The following is a 19,697-nucleotide window of genomic DNA, read 5'->3' as shown; positions in this document are numbered from 1 at the left end:
TATAGTGGCTTTCGTGTATATTTTAAGTTTTACTAAAATAATTTTTAATTAAAATGAAAATTCTATGGTTTACAAATACTGCAGCGGGTTATAATTCGAATTCAAACGAATATAATGGAGGCGGGTGGATTGCTTCCTTGGAAAAGGAGATTAAAAAAGTATCTAATATTCAATTAGCAGTTTCGTTCTTTTATCAAGATGAACCATTCAAGGTTGAACAAGAAAATGTAACTTATTATCCAATTTCTATTGATAGAGGTATATTAAATAGATTAAAAAGAAAGTTTTCTAAAAGGGAACAAGAGTCTTTTCATGTAAGTGCTTTTAAGTCTGTTATAGATGATTTTAAACCTGATGTCATACATGTATTTGGTTCCGAACTAAGTTTTGGTCTCATAGCTCGGTATACTGATATTCCTACAATTATTCATTTACAAGGGATTCTTATTCCTTATTTGAATGCATTTGTTCCACCATTTTATTCTGAATGGGATATGTTTCGTTCCAATGGAATAAATCCTTTAAAAATACTTTCCAATTATAAGCAACTAAAAGGATGGAAAACTTCAGTTGAAAGGGAAAAAAGGATTTTTGCCGGTTGTAAATATTTTATGGGACGAACTGAATGGGACAAAAGGATTTCTAAAATTTATTCACCAAAATCTCAGTATTTTTATTGTAGTGAGATGCTTCGCGAATCTTTTTTTGATGCAAAGCCTTGGCAAGTTAAGACGAATAGAGATAAAATAGTAATTGTAACAACTATTTCAAGTCCGCTTTATAAAGGTGCGGATATGTTATTAAAGACAGCGCAAATAATCAAAAAAGAGTTGAAACTCAACTTTGAATGGCTGGTTTATGGAATCACAGATATGAATTTTGCGAGCTATAAAACGGGAATTCATCCTGACGCTGTTTCAGTGTACCCTAAAGGTATCGCTTCATCTAAGGAAATAACAGAAGCACTTATAAATTGTGATGTTTTTGTTCATCCTTCATATATTGACAATAGTCCCAATAGTGTTTGTGAGGCACAGCTTCTAGGCGTACCAGTTATTGCTTGTAATGTGGGGGGTGTTTCTACGCTAATAGAACATTTAACATCAGGCGTCTTGGTTCCTGCAAATGATCCTTATATGGCAGCATCCTATATTAAAGAAATAGTTAATGACAAAGCACTAGCATCAAAAATTGGAAATAGTGCCCAAATTCTTGCTTTGAAGAGGCATAATAAAAAAGAAATTATTAATGATCTGTCAGGGATCTATAAAACAATTCTGGGTTTACATAAATTTTAAATGTTATTTATCTACACCACTGTCAGATGGTGTTACTAATATAGAAGAGTAAAATAAAAATGTTAATTAATCCTAAAGTTACCGTTGCAATACCTGTTTATAATGTTGAAGCTTATGTTGCTAAATGTTTAACTTCAGTTATTAATCAAGATTATGACAATATAGAGATTCTAATTGTTTATGATGTTAGCGACGACAATAGTCTACAAGTGACTATAGATACTTTAGTAAGTAGCAAATTTCCATTTCGAATAATAAAAAAAAATGAAGTTGATAAGGGGATAGGGAAATCCAGAAATATTATTCTGGATAATTTAACAGGTGATTATCTTTTTTTTGTTGATAGTGACGATAGTATAGATTCACACACAATAAGTTTACTAGTAACAGAAGCAAAACTAAATAGTGCTGATATCGTAGCTGCTTCTCATCGGTTTGTAAATGAACAAGGTAGAGAAATTCAAGTATTTAAAAATAATGAAAAATTTCAATATGATAAAAAACAAATATTTGATAATAGCTCATTTAAAAAGTATGTCTATGTGCAAAATGGATACTTTTCTGTGTATTCATGGAATAAATTATATAGTACCATTTTCTTAAAAGACAATAATTTAAGATACGTTCATGATGTAGTTGAAGATGCTGTGTTTTCTTTTTTAGAAATTCGACATTTAACAAAGATTGTATTACTTCCTGATATTACATTAGATTATCTTACTCGAAACACATCTATTACAAATGCCATTATGTATAAAGACATGTCATTTGAAATTGCTAAAATATATATTTCGATTCGTGATTTCGAGTATTCTATTAATGATCCTGAAATATTTGAAGATGTATGCAGTAATATTGGTGTTTTCCACTTTTGTTACACCATGATTGTTAGGGATTCGTACAAAAGTAAAAAGATTACTAAACAGGATAAACTCGAACTTTGTAGAAAAGCTTTTGACACACCTTATATCAAATGGAAAAGCTTTTTCCCATTATTATTAGCAAAAAAGAAAAGTCTCATTTTATTATTGATGATAAAAATGTTTCCTTTCAAATTAAATATGATGATTGTTAATTTGTATCATAGATATTCGAAATATTTGAGGTCACTATAATTCGGTATGAATTCAATGATCAAATCTCCTTTCAGATCTATGATTATTGTATTAAATTTAAAATAATCTGGTTGATTTTTATATTGATTTCCTTGCCCTAATACAGCGTTTTTATTTAATCAAACAATTGGTTTTCTAACATAATTATTGCTTTTAAAAGCTAAAAAACTTTTGTTTACATTTACAAAAAATATATGTTAATTGAGATTTATAAAGTATATACCAAATTTACAACTCATATCGCCAATACAATCAATTGGAGATGGGGTAGATTTATTATGAAAGTATATGGTGTTTCATTTGGCAGAGACCTAATAATACAAGGAGTTTTAGATGTAACTATAGGAAAGAATACCAACATTACAATTGGTGATTCCTGCACTTTTAAAAGTGGAAGAGGTCTTAACCCTTTAAGCAGAAACATTAAAGGCTCAATAAGTGTTGAGGATAGTGCGGTTTTGCTTATTGGTAATAACTGTGGTTTTAGTTCAGTTTGTTTATGGTCTCATGAATCGATAAAAATTGGAAACTACGTGAATGTTGGTGCTGATACGATTATCATGGATTCTGATGCTCATTCTTTATCCTATCTTGATCGACGTAATAATCAATCTGATCTTAACCATAAAGTTAATAAACCAATCATTATAGATGATAACGTTTTGATAGGGACTCGATGCATAATTTTAAAAGGAGTTCATATTGGAGCACGTAGTATTATTGGAAGTGGAAGTGTTGTCGTGAAGGATATTCCAGAAGACTGTGTCGCCGCTGGAAATCCTGCTAGAATAATAAGAAAAATTAATTTTAATTAAATATGATATATGTTGTTTTTAGTGATAGGCTAGGAAATAATCTTTTTCAGATGGCCGCAGCGTTATCTCTAAGTAAAAATTTAACAATATGTGTACCATTAAAAGAAGAGTATCTAGCAACATTAAAATATAGCACTACCTTTTTTAAGGGTTTTGAAATTTTAGATTATATTCCTGCCGGAATACCAATTTATGAAGAACCATTTCATCATTACGCTACAATTCCATATACTGAAGGTGCGGATTTGATCATAAAAGGATACTTTCAATCCTATAAGTACATCAATAGAAGTAAAGCATTAGAGCAATTTTCAATTGATCAAGATACATATACTTTTATTAAGAGTCATTATCCTGTATTATTCAACAAAAAAATTACCAGTATACATGTTCGTAGAGGCGATTATCTTAGAATGTTGCACAAACACCCTTTTAGTGGTTTGTCTTATTATTTAAAGGCAATTGAACAAATAGGGAAAAATGAAAATTTTATTGTTGTCAGTGATGATATTGGCTGGTGCAAGAAAAATTTGAAGTTAGCTAACGTTATTTTTGTAGAAAATACATCGCCGATAATTGATCTGTATATCCAATCATTTTGTGTTAATAATATTATCAGTAATAGTTCTTTTAGTTGGTGGGGAGCGTTTTTAAATGAGCATAATGATAAAAAAGTTATAATGCCGAGTTTATGGTTTGGACATCAATTTAAAGTAGACATATCTGACTTAATACCTCCTTCATATATTGTTATTAAAAATAAATATAGTATGTTTTTATATTTAAAATCATTGATTCAGGTTATCAGTCAAAAAATATTTTCTTAAGTAATAAGGATGTTTAAAATAAAAATCGGGCAATTCAAAAGGTGCTTATCATTAGGAATTCTTTTTTTCTCTGGGACAGGATTTGATTTATTGAAAGTTAAGGGAGGTTTGATTATTTGGTTAATTTTATTGATTTTATTAAATTTTAGAAATTTACAAAAAATTGTTTTTCGAGATTTATTAATATTAGTAAGCTTGTTCTTTATTTTGCTCGTCTTCTTTTACTTTAAAGGAGCTGAAATACCATATTTTCTATTCGTCGCAATTACTTCATCTTATATTGTCTTACTGAATTATAGAACCTCAAATGCCAGTAGTAAATTCACAGGTGATATTTTTGCTCTACTAAGGTTTTATATGTATTTAACTTTAGTACATATATTATTTTTATTTATCGGTCAGTCATTATTCCAGCATACTTATGTTAATGTTTATTATCGACAGATTGGCTATATATTATGGTATATTGATTCTGGAGGGCCCTCTTTTTTCAATCGCTTTAGGTTATGTGCATTGGCATGGGAACCAGGTATTTGGCAGATGTATTTAAATATGAATCTTCTTTTAATGTTTTACTTCAAAAGAAAATTAAAAGAAATTTTGTTGTCTATAATAGCAATAATATTTACTTTTTCTACCACAGGCATCATTTTAATGTTGTTTGTAATAGTTGCGTATTTTTTATATATAAGGTCTATAAAAAATATTAAAGCTATGATTATTCCGGGTTTAATACTTCTTAGTTTGTCTACTTTAATTATTGATAATGTTAATGATAAGTTGAAGGGGCGCGGTGCTACTTCTTCTATGGTAAGATTCGGAGACTTTACACTAGGTCTTAAAATGCTTGAAAGGAGTCCATTGATAGGAGAAGATCCTAAAAGCACTTTAAATTCATCAGATAAATTGATTGCTAGTGTAAGGGAAAAAAATTGGGATGATTCATTAGAAGGTGATAAAATAGGATATTTGAATGCTGAAATACTAAATGGACTATTTATTTTTCTATTAGATTTCGGTTTAATTGTTGGGGGATATCTTTTATATAAAACTTATTGCTTTAACCTTTTTGTTGATAGTAAATTGAAAAACTTATTCATTTGTGTAATCATTATAACACTAATGTCGGAACCAATTTCACGCACAGGTTTCTTTTTCTTTTTCGTACTGGCCTCAATTATTATAAATAAGAAAGGTGAAAAAGAGTCTTCTTTTAGCGTAGGATATAAATAAATGAAAAATAATTTAATAACGATCATTGTAGCAACGTTCAATGCGGATTCTTGTCTTGAAAATTTAATTGAGAGCATAATTTCGCAAGATGCCAATTACGAATTCATACTAATTGATGGTGGATCGAAAGACAAGACGATTGAAATAATTAAAAAATATCAATCCTACATAAATTATTGGATCAGTGAATCCGATAAGGGGATTTATGATGCTTGGAATAAAGGGATTGCAAAAGCTACTGGGGACTGGATCATGTTTTTAGGGGCAGATGATTATCTTAAATCGAATGCTCTTAAAAAGTATTATAATTTCCTGAATGTACATCCAAGAATTGAAGATTTACTTTTTTTATCGTCCAAACGGGAAATGATTGACTTGAAAGGAAACTTGATAAGAACAACAGGATATTCTTGGGAATGGCCTCTCTTTAAAAAATTTATGACGGTTTCTCATCCCGGAGCCCTACATTCTAGCAGGCTTTTTGAAAAATATGGTATGTATAACATTGATTATAAGATTTCTGGGGATTACGAGCTTCTTTTAAGACCGAGAGAAAATCTAAACGCCGCATTCATGGCAGATGTTACTGTTATCATGAGTGAAGGCGGTACAAGTGATTCGATTAAGGCTATCACAGAATATTTCAAAGCAACTACACAAACTGGTGGCAGTTCAAAAGCCTCAGCGAGTATAAATGCAATAATTGTAGTGCTTAAGTTTATAGTAAAGAAATCACTCAGAAAGATTGGTCTCAATGTTTATTTAAAAAGGTAATCCATTTAGTAAATGAAAAAATATTTTGTTCCTTATGCCATTTCATTGTTATACATTATTTGTGGTACTATAGCGCTACTTCCATTTCACAATTTTAGGATTGCTTTGATGAAACTAATGGGAGCGAGAATAGGCAAAAAGGTTGGCCTTTACCGCGGTTTTGAAGTAAGAGATCCATGGAAATTATCAATTGGGGATAATACACTGATAGGGCACGGAGCACTATTAGATGCAAGAAAAGGTTTAGTGATTGGCTCAAATGTTAATCTCAGTAATGAGGTAATGGTCTGGTCTCTACACCACGATTATAATGATGAATTTTTCAAGATAATTGGTGATAAAGTAATTATTGAGGATTATGCGTGGATATGCTCAAGAGCCATAATACTACCTGGGATTACTATTGGCAAAGGTGCTGTTGTAGCTGCTGGATCAGTAGTTACAAAAAATGTACCTCCCTATTCTGTGGTAGGTGGTGTTCCAGCTAAAATTATCTCAAATAGGTCGAATAAATTATCATACAACTTAGGTGAAGGAATTTGTCCAATTATTTGAATTACTTACAAATTAAAAAATGTCAATTAAGCCTAGAGTTATTATTATACTAGATTCTTTGAAATATCTTGTGAAGGAAGATAAGTTAAAGCAAATAATATCGCAAGATTGTAATCCTGAATTTTATTATACATACTATGAAAATTCCATAGTGAAATTTTTTCATGGTTTACCAATTATTGGCAACTTCTTATCGCATCTTGCTTACTGGTCGATTTCATTGAAAGAAGCTTTAAGACTAATTGTTTTCAAAAAAAAGTATAATATAAAAATTTTTATAAACCCTATTGTAGCAATATTTTATTGCGGTATAACTAGGTTAGTGTTACGTAAAGAAGATATTAGTGTTGCAGGCTTCTTATTTGAAGATAAATCTAATAAGCTATATCTAAACCTGAGGAAATCATTTGTTAATTTTTGCTACAAGAAAGTTAAAAATATTATTGTATATTCTAATAACGAGGTTCTTCTTTATTCAGAGTTTTTCCCAGCCTTAGCAGGTAAATTTGTTTTTATAAGATATGGTAGAGATTTTGACATTTTTGAAGAAAATGAATATACCGATAGCGAACGATATATTTCAAGTGGTGGCGTTAGCAATCGCGACTTTGCCACTTTATTTAAAGCATTTAATATATTGTCGAATAGTAACCCACAACTAAAATGTAAGATTGCGACTAGGCCTCAGGCAATTGATGGATTTTCAGAAGCTAAAAATATTATTCCCTTGTATAATATAAGAATAGATACATTTGGCAGTTTTTTAGACAAATCTATTTTTGTAATTATACCTTTAGCAGATACTTTTATTTCTGCTGGCCACATGGCTTTATTGGAATCAATGTATCGTAAAAAAGTTATTTTGATAACCGATATTCCTGCAGTTAAAGACTATGTTGATGAGAGTGTTGCTTTCTTTTACAAAGCAAATGATGAATATAATTTGGCAAAAATGATTGAATATATTAATCTAAATATTGACCAGCCCGAAATACAACTTAAGGCAGATGCAGCATTTCAACGATATTCGTTAGATTTTGATTTTAGCTCGTTGCTTAAGCGAATTGTAACACACGCAGTTAATAAAGGTAATTTTAGTAACTAAATAACTCTGGTAATAAAAAATGAAAATTAAGATATTAGTAGACGCCCATACTTTTGATTATTCTTTCCAAGGATCTGCTACATTTATAAAAGGATTATATAATGGACTGGTTGAAAATGATCAAGTTGAGATCACTCTCGCTGCACAAAATCTTGAAAACCTTAAGGCTAATTTCCCAGATAAGAGATTTAGGTATTTACAATTAGAAAACAATTCCCGCTTTAAAAGATTGTTTTTTGAATGGCCTAAGCTTATAAAACTGGGTGGTTATGATTTTGCCCATTTCCAATATATCATACCATTTTTTCAAGAATGTATTTATATAACCTCTATACACGATTTAATATTTTTGGAACAGAAAGAGTATTTTCCCTGGAAATATCGATTCTTAAGAAGAATACTTTTTAATTACTCGGCAATTAGGTCTAAGGTTGTACTTACTATATCAAATTACTCGAAAAGATCTATCGTTAAAAAATTTAATATTGATAAAAAAAAGGTTTATATGATGCCTATAGGAGTAATTCAGGAACCTGCTAAAGCCAATTTGGACATTAAAGCAAAATATGGCCTAAGTAAATATATTCTTTACATAAGCCGATTTGAGCCAAGAAAAAATCAACGTGGTCTTCTTGATGTTTATAAAGAACTTAATTTGGCTGCAAATGGCTACCAGTTGGTTTTCATCGGTGCGAAAAAGGAAAAAATAGAATTGGATGAATATCAGAAGGTAGTAGATCAGGTACCAGACGAGCTAACTGATAAAGTGAAATTTCTTGAAAACATTCCCTATGACGAATTATCCCTTTTCTTGAGGCAGGCTGAATGTTTTGTATTCCCATCTTTTGCTGAGGGTTTTGGCATTCCTCCTATAGAAGCAGCTGTTAACAACTGTAAGGTTTTGTGTTCTAACTTAACGGCGATGGGTGATTTTGATTTTTTTAAATATCATTTTAATCCAAATGATAAGCAGTCTTTTAAGAATAATCTCTTATTGGCTTTAAACGATAATGAATATCCCTTTGATCAAATAAAAAACGAAGCCCAAAGAAGATATGATTGGAAAAACATTGCTAATGAATATTTCACTGTTTTGCAAAAGAACTTATCCCAGAAATAAAATCATAATATTGCAAATAAGTAATCGATTGGTTTTTCAATTAACTTATTGCTCAAGGCATTAAAAATAAAGAATGAAAGTTGCAATTATATCTGGCATAACCGGACAAGATGGTTCTTATTTAGCTAAGCTTTTAACCAGTAAAAATTATAGGGTAATTGGATTGTCTCGTAGTTACAGTTCACTAAATATAAAAAATTTAAAGTATTTAGGAATCAGTGAGAATGTAATAATTGAGGAGAGTGATTTATCTGATTTTTCCAGCATAATTAAGATTTTACTTAAATATAAGCCTGATGAGTTTTACAACTTAGCTGCACAAAGTTCAGTGGGCGTTTCTTTTGAACAACCCATTGGAACAATCAACTACAATACCCAATCTTTGCTAAATATTTTAGAAACAGTCAGGTTGTTAAAGCTTGATACAAAAGTTTATCAAGCATCTAGTAGTGAAATGTTTGGGCGGGTGCTAAACTTGCCGATAGAGGAAACTACCCCATTGCATCCACTTAGTCCATATGCCATATCTAAGGCGTCTGCTTATTGGATAGGAATTAATTATCGTGAGTCTTACAAGGTTTTCTGTGTTAATGGTATTTTATTCAATCATGAGTCTTATCTGCGCAGTCCAAACTTTTTTATAAAAAAGGTTATACGTACAGGGATTGAAATTAAGCGAGGTTTAGCGAATGAACTTAAAGTTGGGAATATCGATGTTAAAAGAGATTTTGGTTACGCCCCAGATTATGTTGAAGCAATGTGGTTATCATTGCAGCATAGCAAACCGGACGATTATTTAATTTGCTCTGGAACATCGATATATCTTCGTGATATTGTTAGTTACATATTCGATTATTTAAATCTTAGCCAAAATAAAATTATTGAAGATTCTTCATTGTTTAGGCCAACCGATATTGAAGATATATTTGGAAGTAATCAAAAGGCTAAGTCTATTTTAGGTTGGGAATATAATAAGTCTTTTTATCAAGTATTGGATATGTTGATCGAAGAGGAAAGCGTGAATATGATTTAAAAGAGCAATATAATAGAAGATGAAAATAGGAATAATAGGGACAAGGGGTGTGCCAAATCATTATGGAGGTTTTGAACAATTTGCTGAATATTTATCTCTGGGTTTGGTCGAACGTGGCCATGAAGTAATTGTTTATAATTCAAACGACCATCCCTATCAGGAATCTTTGTGGAACGGCGTAAAGATCATTCATTGTTATGATCCTGAAGATAAAATAGGTACTGCCGGGCAATTTATTTATGATTTTAATTGTATTTTGGATAGTAGAAAAAGAGGTTTTGACATTATTTTGCAATTAGGCTATACAAGTAGTTCGATTTGGGGTTGGTTGCTTCCTAGAAAAAAAACAGTTGTTACAACTAATGTTGATGGTTTGGAATGGAAGCGTACGAAGTTTTCACCAAAAGTAAAGCGGTTTTTAAAATACGCTGAGAAGCTAGGTGTTAAATGTAGTGATCATTTAATTTCAGATTCCATTGGTATCCAAGATTACTTAAAAAATACTTACCAAAAGGATTCACGTTACATTCCTTATGGAGCAGATCTCTTTACCGATCCAGATAAATCTTTTTTAGAAGATTATGGTTTGGAAGAACAGCAATTCAGTATGCTTATTGCAAGATTAGAACCAGAAAATAGTATTGAGATGATTTTGGATGGGGTTGTTGAAGCTGAGCATAATGAAAAATTCTTAGTTATAGGAAAGCATAAAACTAAGTTTGGGGAGTATTTAAAAGAGAAATTTAAAGCCCAAAATAATATAATTTTTATTGGTGGGGTTTATGATATAAATATCTTAAATAATCTAAGACATTTTTCAAGACTGTATTTTCACGGCCATACTGTAGGAGGAACTAATCCATCTCTATTAGAGGCAATGGCTTCACAAGCACTGATTGCGGCGAATAAAAATATATTTAACGAATCCATCCTTGAGGATAATGCATTTTATTTTGATAATGCGAAAGAGGTTTGCCAACTGTTAAAAACAATTGATAAAGCAGTATATAAAAATATCCTAGAAGCTAATAATAATAAAATTACTCAAACTTTTTCTTGGAATCTAATTGTTGATCAATATGAACAGCATTTTAAACAAATATTAATTTAAATACATTAAAGTGAACATAAGCAATCCAAATAGTTTCGTTTTAATCATGGCGGGCGGCGTTGGCTCCCGTTTCTGGCCAAAAAGCCGTAATCACTTCCCAAAACAGTTTATTGATATCCTGGGGACCGGAGAGTCTCTGCTGCAACTGACTTATAAGCGCTTTTTAAAGGTTTGCCCAAATGAGAATATCCTGATCTTAACGAATGCAGGTTACGCAGATTTGGTGAAGGCGCAATTGCCAGCGATATTAACTGATAACATTTTATTAGAACCCAGCCGCAACAATACGGCACCCTGTATTGCTTATGCCACCTATAAAATTTTACAAAAGAATCCGGATGCCAATATTGTAGTGGCCCCTTCTGATCATTTAATTTTGAAGGAGGACGTCTTTATCGAGAAGATTAACCTGGCATTGGATTTTACGGCCGACAATGATGCCTTGTTAACGCTGGGAATTAGTCCGACCAGGCCGGATACGGGATATGGGTATATTGAGTATTTGGAGGATGAAGGAATAGAAAAGGAGATAAAAAAAGTGGCTGCTTTTAAGGAAAAACCCGTATTGGAAAAAGCACAGGAATATGTGAACAGTGGGAATTACCTATGGAATGCAGGGATCTTTATCTGGAAAGCGGCCAACCTGCAGAAAGCATTTGAAAAATATGCCGTAGAGATTGATGCCTTATTTAAATCGGGAAATGCCTTTTACAATACGCCGGCGGAGGAGCAGTTTATCCTGGATCAATACCCGGGCAGTCCGGATATATCCATTGACTATGCCATTTTGGAAAAAGCCGATAACATTTATACTATTCCGGCAGATATTGGCTGGTCTGATTTAGGCACCTGGGCGTCTTTGCATGCCATTGCCCAACAAGACGAACACCACAATGTTTGTAATTCGGAACACCTTCATTTGCATGATACACATGACTGCATGATCAACTTACCTAAGGGGAAAGCTGCAGTGATCAGGGGGCTTGACAATTTTATTGTGGTGGATGATGAACAGGTATTGCTGATCTATCCCAAATCGGCAGAACAGGAAATCAAAGGGGTCTCTAAAGAAATGGTTTCCAGGTTTGGCGAGCAATATTCATAATCTTTTTACAGGAGAGCTTATCATAAAGATAGGCTCTTTTTCTACATAGCAGGCAGATAGCTCGACTAAATGATCGGTCAATCCTACTTTACATGTGATTCCAGGTAAAAAATTGTAACTTTGCTGTGAACTAAAAATATTCGTGAACGGGTTTTAAGTTAAAACTTAACATTGAATTTATATTAGGGCATTATTTTTGCTATGGGTAAAAACATTTGTAGCACTTCATTGTTAACGCACAAATTTTTATGCAAACACGTTACCTTTACATCCTGAAATACATCTTACCAGTCACCGACCTTCTGATGGTACTGGCCGTTTACTTCTTCTCTTATCAGTTCACCAGTTATTTAGGCAAAGTTGTTGATTCTGAATTGCAGTGGCATTACGTAGTGGTATGCAGCTTGCTTTGGATTGTTTCCACCACTTCTTTTGGTTTGTATACCGAATATGGTTCCAGGCGTATTGAACGCATTTACAGGGGGACCTGGAGAAGCGTGTTCCTGCACGCAATCCTGTTCTCCGTTTATTTATTTTTTTCTAAACAGAATGATTTTTCCAGGTCATTTCTCGTGGTATTCTATGGTGCCTTAGGTATTTTGTTCCTGGTTAATCGTTTTATCGGTACTTCTTTTCAGTTCCTGTTATTTAATCACCTCAGGGGGGTAAAGTCAGTAGCCATTATGGGAAACAATGCCACAGGGGAACAACTGGCTTCTTATTTTGAAAAACAGAAATACATTGAATTTCATGGTTTTATTCCGGATGTACCGGAGCATTACCTGGAACGGGATGGCCGGTTAAGTGATGCGGTAGGCAAGCAGTTTGAGCTGGCGATTGAAAAGGGGATCAAAGATATTTATGTCACGATAGCACCAGAGCGGATGAGCGATATGCTGATCCTGACCCAGGAAGCAGAACGCCAGTGTGTGCGCTTAAAGTTTATTCCGGATATCAGCGGGGCTTTATTGTCGCCTTATACGGTAAGTTATCTGGGAAATGAATTCCCAGTGATTTCGCTTCGCTCAGAACCTTTAGAAAAAATTCACAACCGTTTCAAAAAGCGACTGATTGATGTGGTTTTCAGCGGGCTGGTAATTTTGTTTGTATTGAGCTGGTTATATCCTATTATTGCACTGTTGATTAAATTACAAAGTAAAGGACCGGTATTGTTTAAGCAACTGAGAAGTGGCCGGGATGATGAACCTTTTTATTGCTTTAAATTCCGGAGCATGCGCATGAATGCAGACAGCGATAAAAAACAGGCCAGTAAAAATGATGACCGCATCACGCCCATTGGTAAGTTCTTAAGGAAATCAAGCCTGGATGAGTTGCCACAGTTTTTTAACGTATTTATGGGGCATATGAGTGTGGTTGGTCCACGCCCGCATATGTTAAGCCATACGGAGCAGTACAAAGGTATTGTAGACCAGTTTATGGTGCGCCATTTTCTAAAGCCAGGGATCACAGGATGGGCGCAGGTCAATGGTTACCGAGGCGAAACCAAAGAGGATTATAAAATGGTTAAAAGGGTAGAGCACGATATCTGGTACCTGGAACACTGGACGGCTGCACTGGATGTCAGGATCATTTTCATGACCGTGATTAACATGGTGAAGGGAGAAGAAAACGCTTTTTAATCTATAAAGATGTCAAAATTTAAAAAAGCTCGGTGTTGTAACAACCCGAGCTTTTTTATATTATTCATATCACCGGAATTTGTCTTTTATCCCGCCATCGTATTCGTGGTTCTTTTTACAGCAACCTTTCTTACGGCCTGAATAATGGCTTCTTTATCGTAACCACATTCTGCCCATAATTCAGGTTGTTCGCCATGGTCAATAAACTGATCCGGGATGCCCAGTCGAATGACAGTAGCGGTATATTGATGGTCTGCCATAAATTCTAAAATGGCCGCACCTGCTCCACCCGGTAATGAACCGTCTTCCACGGTGATGATGTATTTGTATTTAGAGAAAACCTCGTGCAGCATTTGAGCATCCAGGGGTTTTACAAAGCGTAAATCGTAATGCGCAGGATAAATGCCTTCGCTGTTTAATTCTGAACGTGCTTCAACGGCAAAATTACCTACATGCCCGATGGTTAGTAAAGCTACTTCTTCACCATCACATATTTTACGGCCTTTACCAATTTCCAAAGCTTTGAACGGGCGTTTCCAATCGGGCATGACGCCATTGCCACGCGGATAACGGATTACAAATGGCCCCATGTTTTCCTGCTGGGCAGTAAACATCAGGTTGCGCAATTCTTCTTCATTCATCGGGGATGAAATCACCAGGTTGGGGATGCAACGCATATAAGCGATATCATAAGCACCATGATGCGTGGCACCATCTGCCCCGGCTAAGCCCGCCCGGTCCAGGCAAAATACCACATTCAGTTTCTGAATGGCCACATCATGAATCACCTGGTCATAGGCCCTTTGCATAAAGCTGGAATAGATATTACAGAAAGGAATCAATCCCTGGGTAGCTAAACCTGCAGAGAAAGTGACCGCATGCTGTTCGGCAATGCCCACATCAAAAGCCCTTTTGGGCATGGCCTTCATCATGATGTTTAAGGAAGAGCCGGATGGCATAGCTGGTGTAATGCCCACAATTTTATCATTCGCCCCGGCCAGTTCAACCATGGTATGGCCAAATACATCCTGGTATTTTGGAGGCTGTGGTTTATCTGGTACGCTTTTTTTAATTTCGCCGGTAATTTTATCAAACAGGCCTGGTGCATGCCAGATGGTCTGGTCTTTTTCAGCAAGGGCAAAGCCCTTACCTTTTACGGTAATGCAATGCAATAATTTAGGGCCCGGAATGGCCGATAAATCTTTGATGGTTTGTGCTAAACGCGTAACATCATGCCCGTCAACCGGACCAAAGTACCGGAAGTTTAAAGCTTCAAACAGATTGCTTTGTTTCAGCAATGTTCCTTTGATGCTTTTTTCAATTTTCTTTACGTATTTATGTGCATTGGGACCAAGCTTGGATAGGCCGGCGAGCACATTTGAAATGTCGTCGCGAAAACGGTTATAAGATTTAGAAATGGTGATGCTGGTTAAATACTCTTTCAATGCGCCAACGTTGGGATCGATAGACATACAGTTGTCGTTTAAAATCACCAGTACATTGCTGTTTTCAATTCCGGCATGGTTTAAACCTTCAAAGGCCAAGCCGGCCGTCATGGCACCATCACCAATCACCGCAACATGCTGCCGGTCGGTTTCCCCTTTTAACTGTGAGGCCACAGCCATGCCTAAAGCGGCAGAAATAGAGGTAGAAGAGTGGCCAACACCAAAAGTATCATATTCACTTTCGGTAATTTTCGGGAAGCCGCTAATGCCTTTGTAAATTCTGTTGGTATGAAACAACTCCCGGCGGCCGGTCAGGATTTTATGTCCGTAAGCCTGGTGTCCAACATCCCATACCAGCTTGTCATAAGGGGTATTTAAGGCATAGTGCAGGGCTACTGTTAATTCAACAACACCTAAGCTGGAACCAAAGTGCCCGCCATTTACACTTACCACGTCAATAATATACTGACGTAATTCCTGGCTGATTTGTTCTAAGTCAGACTCACCATACTGCTTTAAATCAGCAGGATAGTTAATTTTAGATAATAGGGGGCCAGCTTTAACTTGCATTCAATTTTTTTAGTAGAAACAAGATACAAAGTAAGGTATTTTTGTTCTAATATTCATGTAAAAAATCAATCAATGCACTGAAAGCCAGATCAGCTTATTTTCAGAAACATGAAATACAGGGCTAAAGCTTTCATATAAAAATCATTATGTTTGTTTTTACAAATGCAATCTGAGATTTTTGAAATAAAACTTCCGGTATTCGAAGGACCCTTCGATCTGTTATTATTCTTTATCGAACGTGATGAATTGAACATCCAGGATGTTGAGATTGCAAAGATCACCAACGACTTTCTGGCTTATATCCATCAGCTGCTTGCCGTAAATGTAGAAGTGGCCAGTGAGTTTATTCTGGTGGCAGCCACCCTGATGCGCATTAAATCCAGGATGTTGTTGCCCAGGATGGATTTGAATGAATCGGGAGCGGAAATGAATCCTGAAGAAGATCTGATTGCACGATTGATTGCCTATAAGCAATTTAAATCTGCTGCGGAAGAAATGAAGCTTTTGGAAGATGCACGGATGAAACAGGAACGCAGGGGAAATATTGAGTATGACCTGCAACTTGCGGCAGAAAATGCTGCCCATCAGGATGAATTGTTATCACTTGATCTGTATAAATTGCTTACGGTATATCAGCGGCAGATGCAAAAATATGAGCTGCGTAGTGAAGAGGTTAAACATACAGTGGTACAGTATCCCTATACCATTGAACAGCAGAAACATTTTATGGCCAATTTATTAAACATCAATGAGCAAATCGATTTTGCCCTGGTGTTAAAGCATTCAGAAAATAAAGTTCATTTTGTTTATAATTTCCTGGCTATTCTGGAAATGCTGCAGCAACAACTCGTTGAGATTACGATAGGAAGTGGTTTTAATAATTTTAGCATCAGGTAAAAGGAAAGAGGCAATAGGATTTAGAAATCAAATAGCAAGACACAATCTGGCATGTGTTTTTAAGGATCGTTATGCTTTGCTTTACTGATGATGACAAGATTTTAATCAAAACCCTGTTTTTCCTGGTACCTGCCTCTATTTTCTCGGTGGTTAACTTTTTATGTCTACCGGCATTAGTACTACGTGCGGGCATGCTGCATGGATATGCTGTTGATTTTACTGTTTTTTTCGGTTAAACATTTATCCCCTAATTATCTCATATTCATCTCTGCGTTAAGGATTAATTTCTTACTTTTGCCAAAAAAACAGAAACCTATACAGGATGACACGCGACACCAAAATCTTTGAACTTATTGATAAGGAATTAAACCGCCAGGAACATGGTTTAGAACTTATTGCATCAGAAAACTTTGTGAGCAAGCAGGTAATGGAAGCTGCTGGTTCAGTACTCACCAATAAATATGCGGAAGGCCTGCCGGGGAAACGCTATTATGGCGGTTGCCAGGTGGTTGATGTAGTGGAGCAAATTGCGATTGATAGGGCAAAAGAATTGTTTGGTGCAGCGTGGGTTAACGTTCAGCCACACTCAGGTGCACAGGCCAATGCAGCAGTAATGCTGGCTGTATTGCAGGCAGGTGATAAAATTTTAGGTTTCGATCTGTCTCATGGAGGACATTTAACCCATGGTTCGCCTGTGAATTTCTCCGGTAAACTTTATCAGCCATTATTTTATGGTGTAGAAAAAGAGACCGGGTTAATCGATTATAAAAAATTAGAGGAAGTGGCCTTAGCTGAAAAGCCGAAATTGATTATTTGTGGCGCTTCTGCTTATTCTCGTGAATGGGATTATGCTTTCATCCGTTCGGTTGCTGATCAAATTGGGGCCCTGGTGTTGGCAGATATTTCTCATCCTGCTGGCTTAATTGCTAAAGGTTTATTGGCAAACCCATTGCCGCATTGTCATATTGTAACCACAACTACCCACAAAACATTACGTGGCCCCCGTGGTGGAATGATTATGATGGGTAAGGATTTCGAAAACCCATGGGGATTAAAAACACCAAAGGGCGAAACCCGCATGATGAGCAATTTGCTGGACATGGCCGTTTTCCCAGGTACACAAGGTGGGCCTTTAGAGCACATCATCGCAGCAAAGGCCATTGCATTTGGTGAGGCTTTGACTGATGAGTACGGGGCTTATATTAAACAGGTAGCAGCCAATGCGCAGGCCATGGCCAAAGCTTTTGTGGCTAAAGGTTATGGAATTATTTCTGGAGGTACCGATAACCACCTGATGTTAATCGATCTCAGAAATAAAAATATCACAGGTAAAGTTGCGGAAAACGCTTTAGAAAAAGCGGAAATCACGGTTAATAAAAACATGGTTCCCTTCGATGATAAATCTCCGTTTGTCACTTCAGGTATTCGCGTAGGTACAGCTGCGATCACTACCCGTGGGTTAAAAGAAGCTGAAATGGAAAAAATAGTAGATTTAATCGATCAGGTTTTAACTAACCCGGAAGATGCGTCTAATTTAAATGCGGTAAAGGAAGAAGTGATTAAATTGGTGAGTGCATTCCCGCTATATAAATAGGATAAGAATAAAGATTTTAAATAAAAAGCGCTTTGCATTCACTTGTAAAGCGCTTTTTATTTAAAGGATTTGGATAACCTGATTATGCTTGGCAATGGTCTTCTGAAAATTAGCGAAAAAGTAAAGGGCCGATATCCTAAAAGAAGTATCGACCCTTACCATCTAAATTAACGCTCTCAAATATATAAACGCAATTACAGGCTAAATGGTTTTAAAAAAATTAAAAAAGTTTATCTTTTTATGATTTAACCTATTTATATCCCTTTAATCAGGTATTAATGGTTTATCTAATTCTCTGATTAAGATGTGCTTACCTTTAATCACTCATATATATTGATAATTAAATTATTCAGCAAAAGCTATCGCCGCAATACTGATCTTTAGTGCGCCCTTATGAATTAAAGCATTTGCACAGGATTCTAAAGTAGCCCCGGTCGTGATCACATCGTCTACCAGTAAGATATGTTTACCCCTTATGGGTTCCTGCTCGGCGACTTTAAAAACAGCTTTCATATTTTCATACCTGCTGAAGCGGTTTTTCCTGGTCTGACTTTCTGTAGAAACAACGCGGACTAAAATCTGTTCATTCAGCGGAATGTTCATGGCTTGTGCGATCCCTGCTGCAATGAAATGGCTCTGGTTATAGCCTCTGGATCTTAATTTACGCTGATGCAGCGGAACAGGAACGATATAGTCAATATCTGCATAAGACGAACTTAAATTAAGTCTTTCTCCGATCATATTGCCCAGTAATATACCGACATCAGTTTTTTTATTGTACTTTAAGTGATGAATCAGCCGTTGTACTTTTGCGCCTTTTCTGAAATATAGCAAAGCCATGGCTGCGTGTATGGGCACTCTCCCCCACAATTGTTTCATTACCCTGTTTTCCTGGTATACATGATAATCGGTAAAGGGAAGGTCATACAGGCATTTGGTGCAAATCAGTTGCTCATTATGAAACAAACTTGTGCCGCAGGCATTACAAAGATTTGGGAACAGCAGGCTGATTAAGTCTCTTCCCCAGTGTGAGATCATTTGCATATCCCTAATTTATAAATTTATAGCGATAAGTTGTATGGGGGGGGCTGTGTTATTTAATGATGAGCCATTATTGATTACAGTATCCTTTATTATATTTTGCTCTTATTAATAGGATATCAGTCTTATTTTTCCTTTAATAATCACCATTACCGTCTCTATGTTCTCTATGCCTCTATGGTTTAATATAACTTGATCTGGTCTTTCTTCCTGAAAACCGCCCTTGCAAACACTGCTGATTTAAAAATGTTTTATTTATTTTAATTTTTTATGGATGATTTACAGCGGGTTATGTTTTTAGGGGAATGAAAGGGTTGGTATGGGTTTGCGGGGGTATGATTTTTTGCTACCTTTGCATCCCGCTTCGGAGGAAAGGGCTAGGGTTGAAAAGCGTGTTGATGATGAGTAGGGGGGATAAA

At 35.2% G+C, this 19,697-nt stretch carries 17 protein-coding genes; 15 read left to right on the top strand and 2 right to left on the bottom strand.

What is annotated here, in order from left to right:
- Positions 1-53 precede the first annotated feature (53 nt).
- The 13 genes from CBW18_RS09330 to CBW18_RS09270 all read left to right on the top strand — a co-directional run bounded on the left by CBW18_RS09330 (position 54) and on the right by CBW18_RS09270 (position 13,731).
- Entirely contained in the window at positions 54-1,298 is a 1,245-nt protein-coding gene (locus CBW18_RS09330) for a glycosyltransferase (protein WP_088301012.1), read from the top strand.
- A gap of 59 nt (positions 1,299-1,357) precedes the next feature.
- Positions 1,358-2,413 (top strand): glycosyltransferase family 2 protein, encoded by a 1,056-nt coding sequence (locus tag CBW18_RS09325; protein ID WP_088301011.1) that lies wholly within the window; start codon positions 1,358-1,360, stop codon positions 2,411-2,413.
- A gap of 194 nt (positions 2,414-2,607) precedes the next feature.
- Positions 2,608-3,228, top strand: a complete 621-nt coding sequence (locus CBW18_RS21780) for an acyltransferase (RefSeq protein WP_088301010.1) — start codon at positions 2,608-2,610, stop codon at positions 3,226-3,228.
- 50 nt (positions 3,229-3,278) lie between these two features.
- Entirely contained in the window at positions 3,279-4,055 is a 777-nt protein-coding gene (locus CBW18_RS09315) for an alpha-1,2-fucosyltransferase (protein WP_172406481.1), read from the top strand.
- 9 nt (positions 4,056-4,064) lie between these two features.
- The gene (locus tag CBW18_RS09310) at positions 4,065-5,288 is read left to right on the top strand and encodes a hypothetical protein (protein ID WP_088301008.1); all 1,224 of its coding nucleotides are present in this window, start codon (positions 4,065-4,067) and stop codon (positions 5,286-5,288) included.
- Positions 5,289-6,062, top strand: coding sequence for a glycosyltransferase family 2 protein (locus tag CBW18_RS09305; protein WP_088301007.1), 774 nt, complete (start codon positions 5,289-5,291; stop codon positions 6,060-6,062).
- A gap of 12 nt (positions 6,063-6,074) precedes the next feature.
- Entirely contained in the window at positions 6,075-6,617 is a 543-nt protein-coding gene (locus CBW18_RS21775; protein ID WP_172406480.1) for a DapH/DapD/GlmU-related protein, read from the top strand.
- Between the two features lie 19 nt (positions 6,618-6,636).
- Positions 6,637-7,722, top strand: coding sequence for a glycosyltransferase family 1 protein (locus tag CBW18_RS09295; protein WP_088301006.1), 1,086 nt, complete (start codon positions 6,637-6,639; stop codon positions 7,720-7,722).
- 19 nt (positions 7,723-7,741) lie between these two features.
- Positions 7,742-8,842, top strand: coding sequence for a glycosyltransferase family 1 protein (locus CBW18_RS09290; RefSeq protein WP_088301005.1), 1,101 nt, complete (start codon positions 7,742-7,744; stop codon positions 8,840-8,842).
- A 73-nt stretch (positions 8,843-8,915) separates the two neighbouring features.
- Positions 8,916-9,875 (top strand): GDP-mannose 4,6-dehydratase, encoded by a 960-nt coding sequence (locus CBW18_RS09285; RefSeq protein WP_088301004.1) that lies wholly within the window; start codon positions 8,916-8,918, stop codon positions 9,873-9,875.
- A 19-nt stretch (positions 9,876-9,894) separates the two neighbouring features.
- A complete protein-coding gene (locus CBW18_RS09280) occupies positions 9,895-10,986 on the top strand; it encodes a DUF1972 domain-containing protein (RefSeq protein WP_088301003.1) in 1,092 nt (363 codons plus the stop codon).
- A 10-nt stretch (positions 10,987-10,996) separates the two neighbouring features.
- Positions 10,997-12,091, top strand: a complete 1,095-nt coding sequence (locus tag CBW18_RS09275) for a mannose-1-phosphate guanylyltransferase (RefSeq protein WP_371566595.1) — start codon at positions 10,997-10,999, stop codon at positions 12,089-12,091.
- Between the two features lie 248 nt (positions 12,092-12,339).
- The gene (locus tag CBW18_RS09270) at positions 12,340-13,731 is read left to right on the top strand and encodes an undecaprenyl-phosphate glucose phosphotransferase (protein WP_088301001.1); all 1,392 of its coding nucleotides are present in this window, start codon (positions 12,340-12,342) and stop codon (positions 13,729-13,731) included.
- 86 nt (positions 13,732-13,817) lie between these two features.
- On the opposite strand, the gene dxs is transcribed toward CBW18_RS09270, so the two are convergent.
- Positions 13,818-15,746, bottom strand: a complete 1,929-nt coding sequence (dxs, locus tag CBW18_RS09265; RefSeq protein ID WP_088301000.1) for a 1-deoxy-D-xylulose-5-phosphate synthase — start codon at positions 15,744-15,746, stop codon at positions 13,818-13,820.
- A gap of 162 nt (positions 15,747-15,908) precedes the next feature.
- On the opposite strand from dxs, the gene CBW18_RS09260 reads away from it, so the two are divergent.
- Positions 15,909-16,643, top strand: a complete 735-nt coding sequence (locus tag CBW18_RS09260; protein WP_088300999.1) for a ScpA family protein — start codon at positions 15,909-15,911, stop codon at positions 16,641-16,643.
- Between the two features lie 322 nt (positions 16,644-16,965).
- Positions 16,966-18,237, top strand: a complete 1,272-nt coding sequence (gene glyA / locus CBW18_RS09255) for a serine hydroxymethyltransferase (protein ID WP_088300998.1) — start codon at positions 16,966-16,968, stop codon at positions 18,235-18,237.
- Between the two features lie 345 nt (positions 18,238-18,582).
- Here glyA and CBW18_RS09250 read toward each other — a convergent pair whose 3' ends face one another.
- Positions 18,583-19,281: a ComF family protein gene (locus tag CBW18_RS09250; RefSeq protein WP_088300997.1), complete on the bottom strand. Its 699-nt coding sequence runs from the start codon at positions 19,279-19,281 to the stop codon at positions 18,583-18,585.
- Between the last annotated feature and the right edge of the window lie 416 nt (positions 19,282-19,697).

Source organism: Pedobacter sp. AJM, assembly GCF_002197755.1.
Lineage (GTDB): Bacteria > Bacteroidota > Bacteroidia > Sphingobacteriales > Sphingobacteriaceae > Pedobacter.
Note: the sequence above shows the minus strand (reverse complement) of the source record. Positions and strands in the feature narration are given on the sequence as shown.

Coding starts and splice junctions, on each gene's coding strand:
- CBW18_RS09330 (WP_088301012.1), top strand. CDS start 54: ATGAAAATTCTATGGTTTACAAATACTGCAGCGGGTTATAATTCGAAT.
- CBW18_RS09325 (WP_088301011.1), top strand. CDS start 1,358: ATGTTAATTAATCCTAAAGTTACCGTTGCAATACCTGTTTATAATGTT.
- CBW18_RS21780 (WP_088301010.1), top strand. CDS start 2,608: ATGTTAATTGAGATTTATAAAGTATATACCAAATTTACAACTCATATC.
- CBW18_RS09315 (WP_172406481.1), top strand. CDS start 3,279: ATGGCCGCAGCGTTATCTCTAAGTAAAAATTTAACAATATGTGTACCA.
- CBW18_RS09310 (WP_088301008.1), top strand. CDS start 4,065: ATGTTTAAAATAAAAATCGGGCAATTCAAAAGGTGCTTATCATTAGGA.
- CBW18_RS09305 (WP_088301007.1), top strand. CDS start 5,289: ATGAAAAATAATTTAATAACGATCATTGTAGCAACGTTCAATGCGGAT.
- CBW18_RS21775 (WP_172406480.1), top strand. CDS start 6,075: ATGAAAAAATATTTTGTTCCTTATGCCATTTCATTGTTATACATTATT.
- CBW18_RS09295 (WP_088301006.1), top strand. CDS start 6,637: ATGTCAATTAAGCCTAGAGTTATTATTATACTAGATTCTTTGAAATAT.
- CBW18_RS09290 (WP_088301005.1), top strand. CDS start 7,742: ATGAAAATTAAGATATTAGTAGACGCCCATACTTTTGATTATTCTTTC.
- CBW18_RS09285 (WP_088301004.1), top strand. CDS start 8,916: ATGAAAGTTGCAATTATATCTGGCATAACCGGACAAGATGGTTCTTAT.
- CBW18_RS09280 (WP_088301003.1), top strand. CDS start 9,895: ATGAAAATAGGAATAATAGGGACAAGGGGTGTGCCAAATCATTATGGA.
- CBW18_RS09270 (WP_088301001.1), top strand. CDS start 12,340: ATGCAAACACGTTACCTTTACATCCTGAAATACATCTTACCAGTCACC.
- dxs (WP_088301000.1), bottom strand. CDS start 15,746: ATGCAAGTTAAAGCTGGCCCCCTATTATCTAAAATTAACTATCCTGCT.
- CBW18_RS09260 (WP_088300999.1), top strand. CDS start 15,909: ATGCAATCTGAGATTTTTGAAATAAAACTTCCGGTATTCGAAGGACCC.
- glyA (WP_088300998.1), top strand. CDS start 16,966: ATGACACGCGACACCAAAATCTTTGAACTTATTGATAAGGAATTAAAC.
- CBW18_RS09250 (WP_088300997.1), bottom strand. CDS start 19,281: ATGCAAATGATCTCACACTGGGGAAGAGACTTAATCAGCCTGCTGTTC.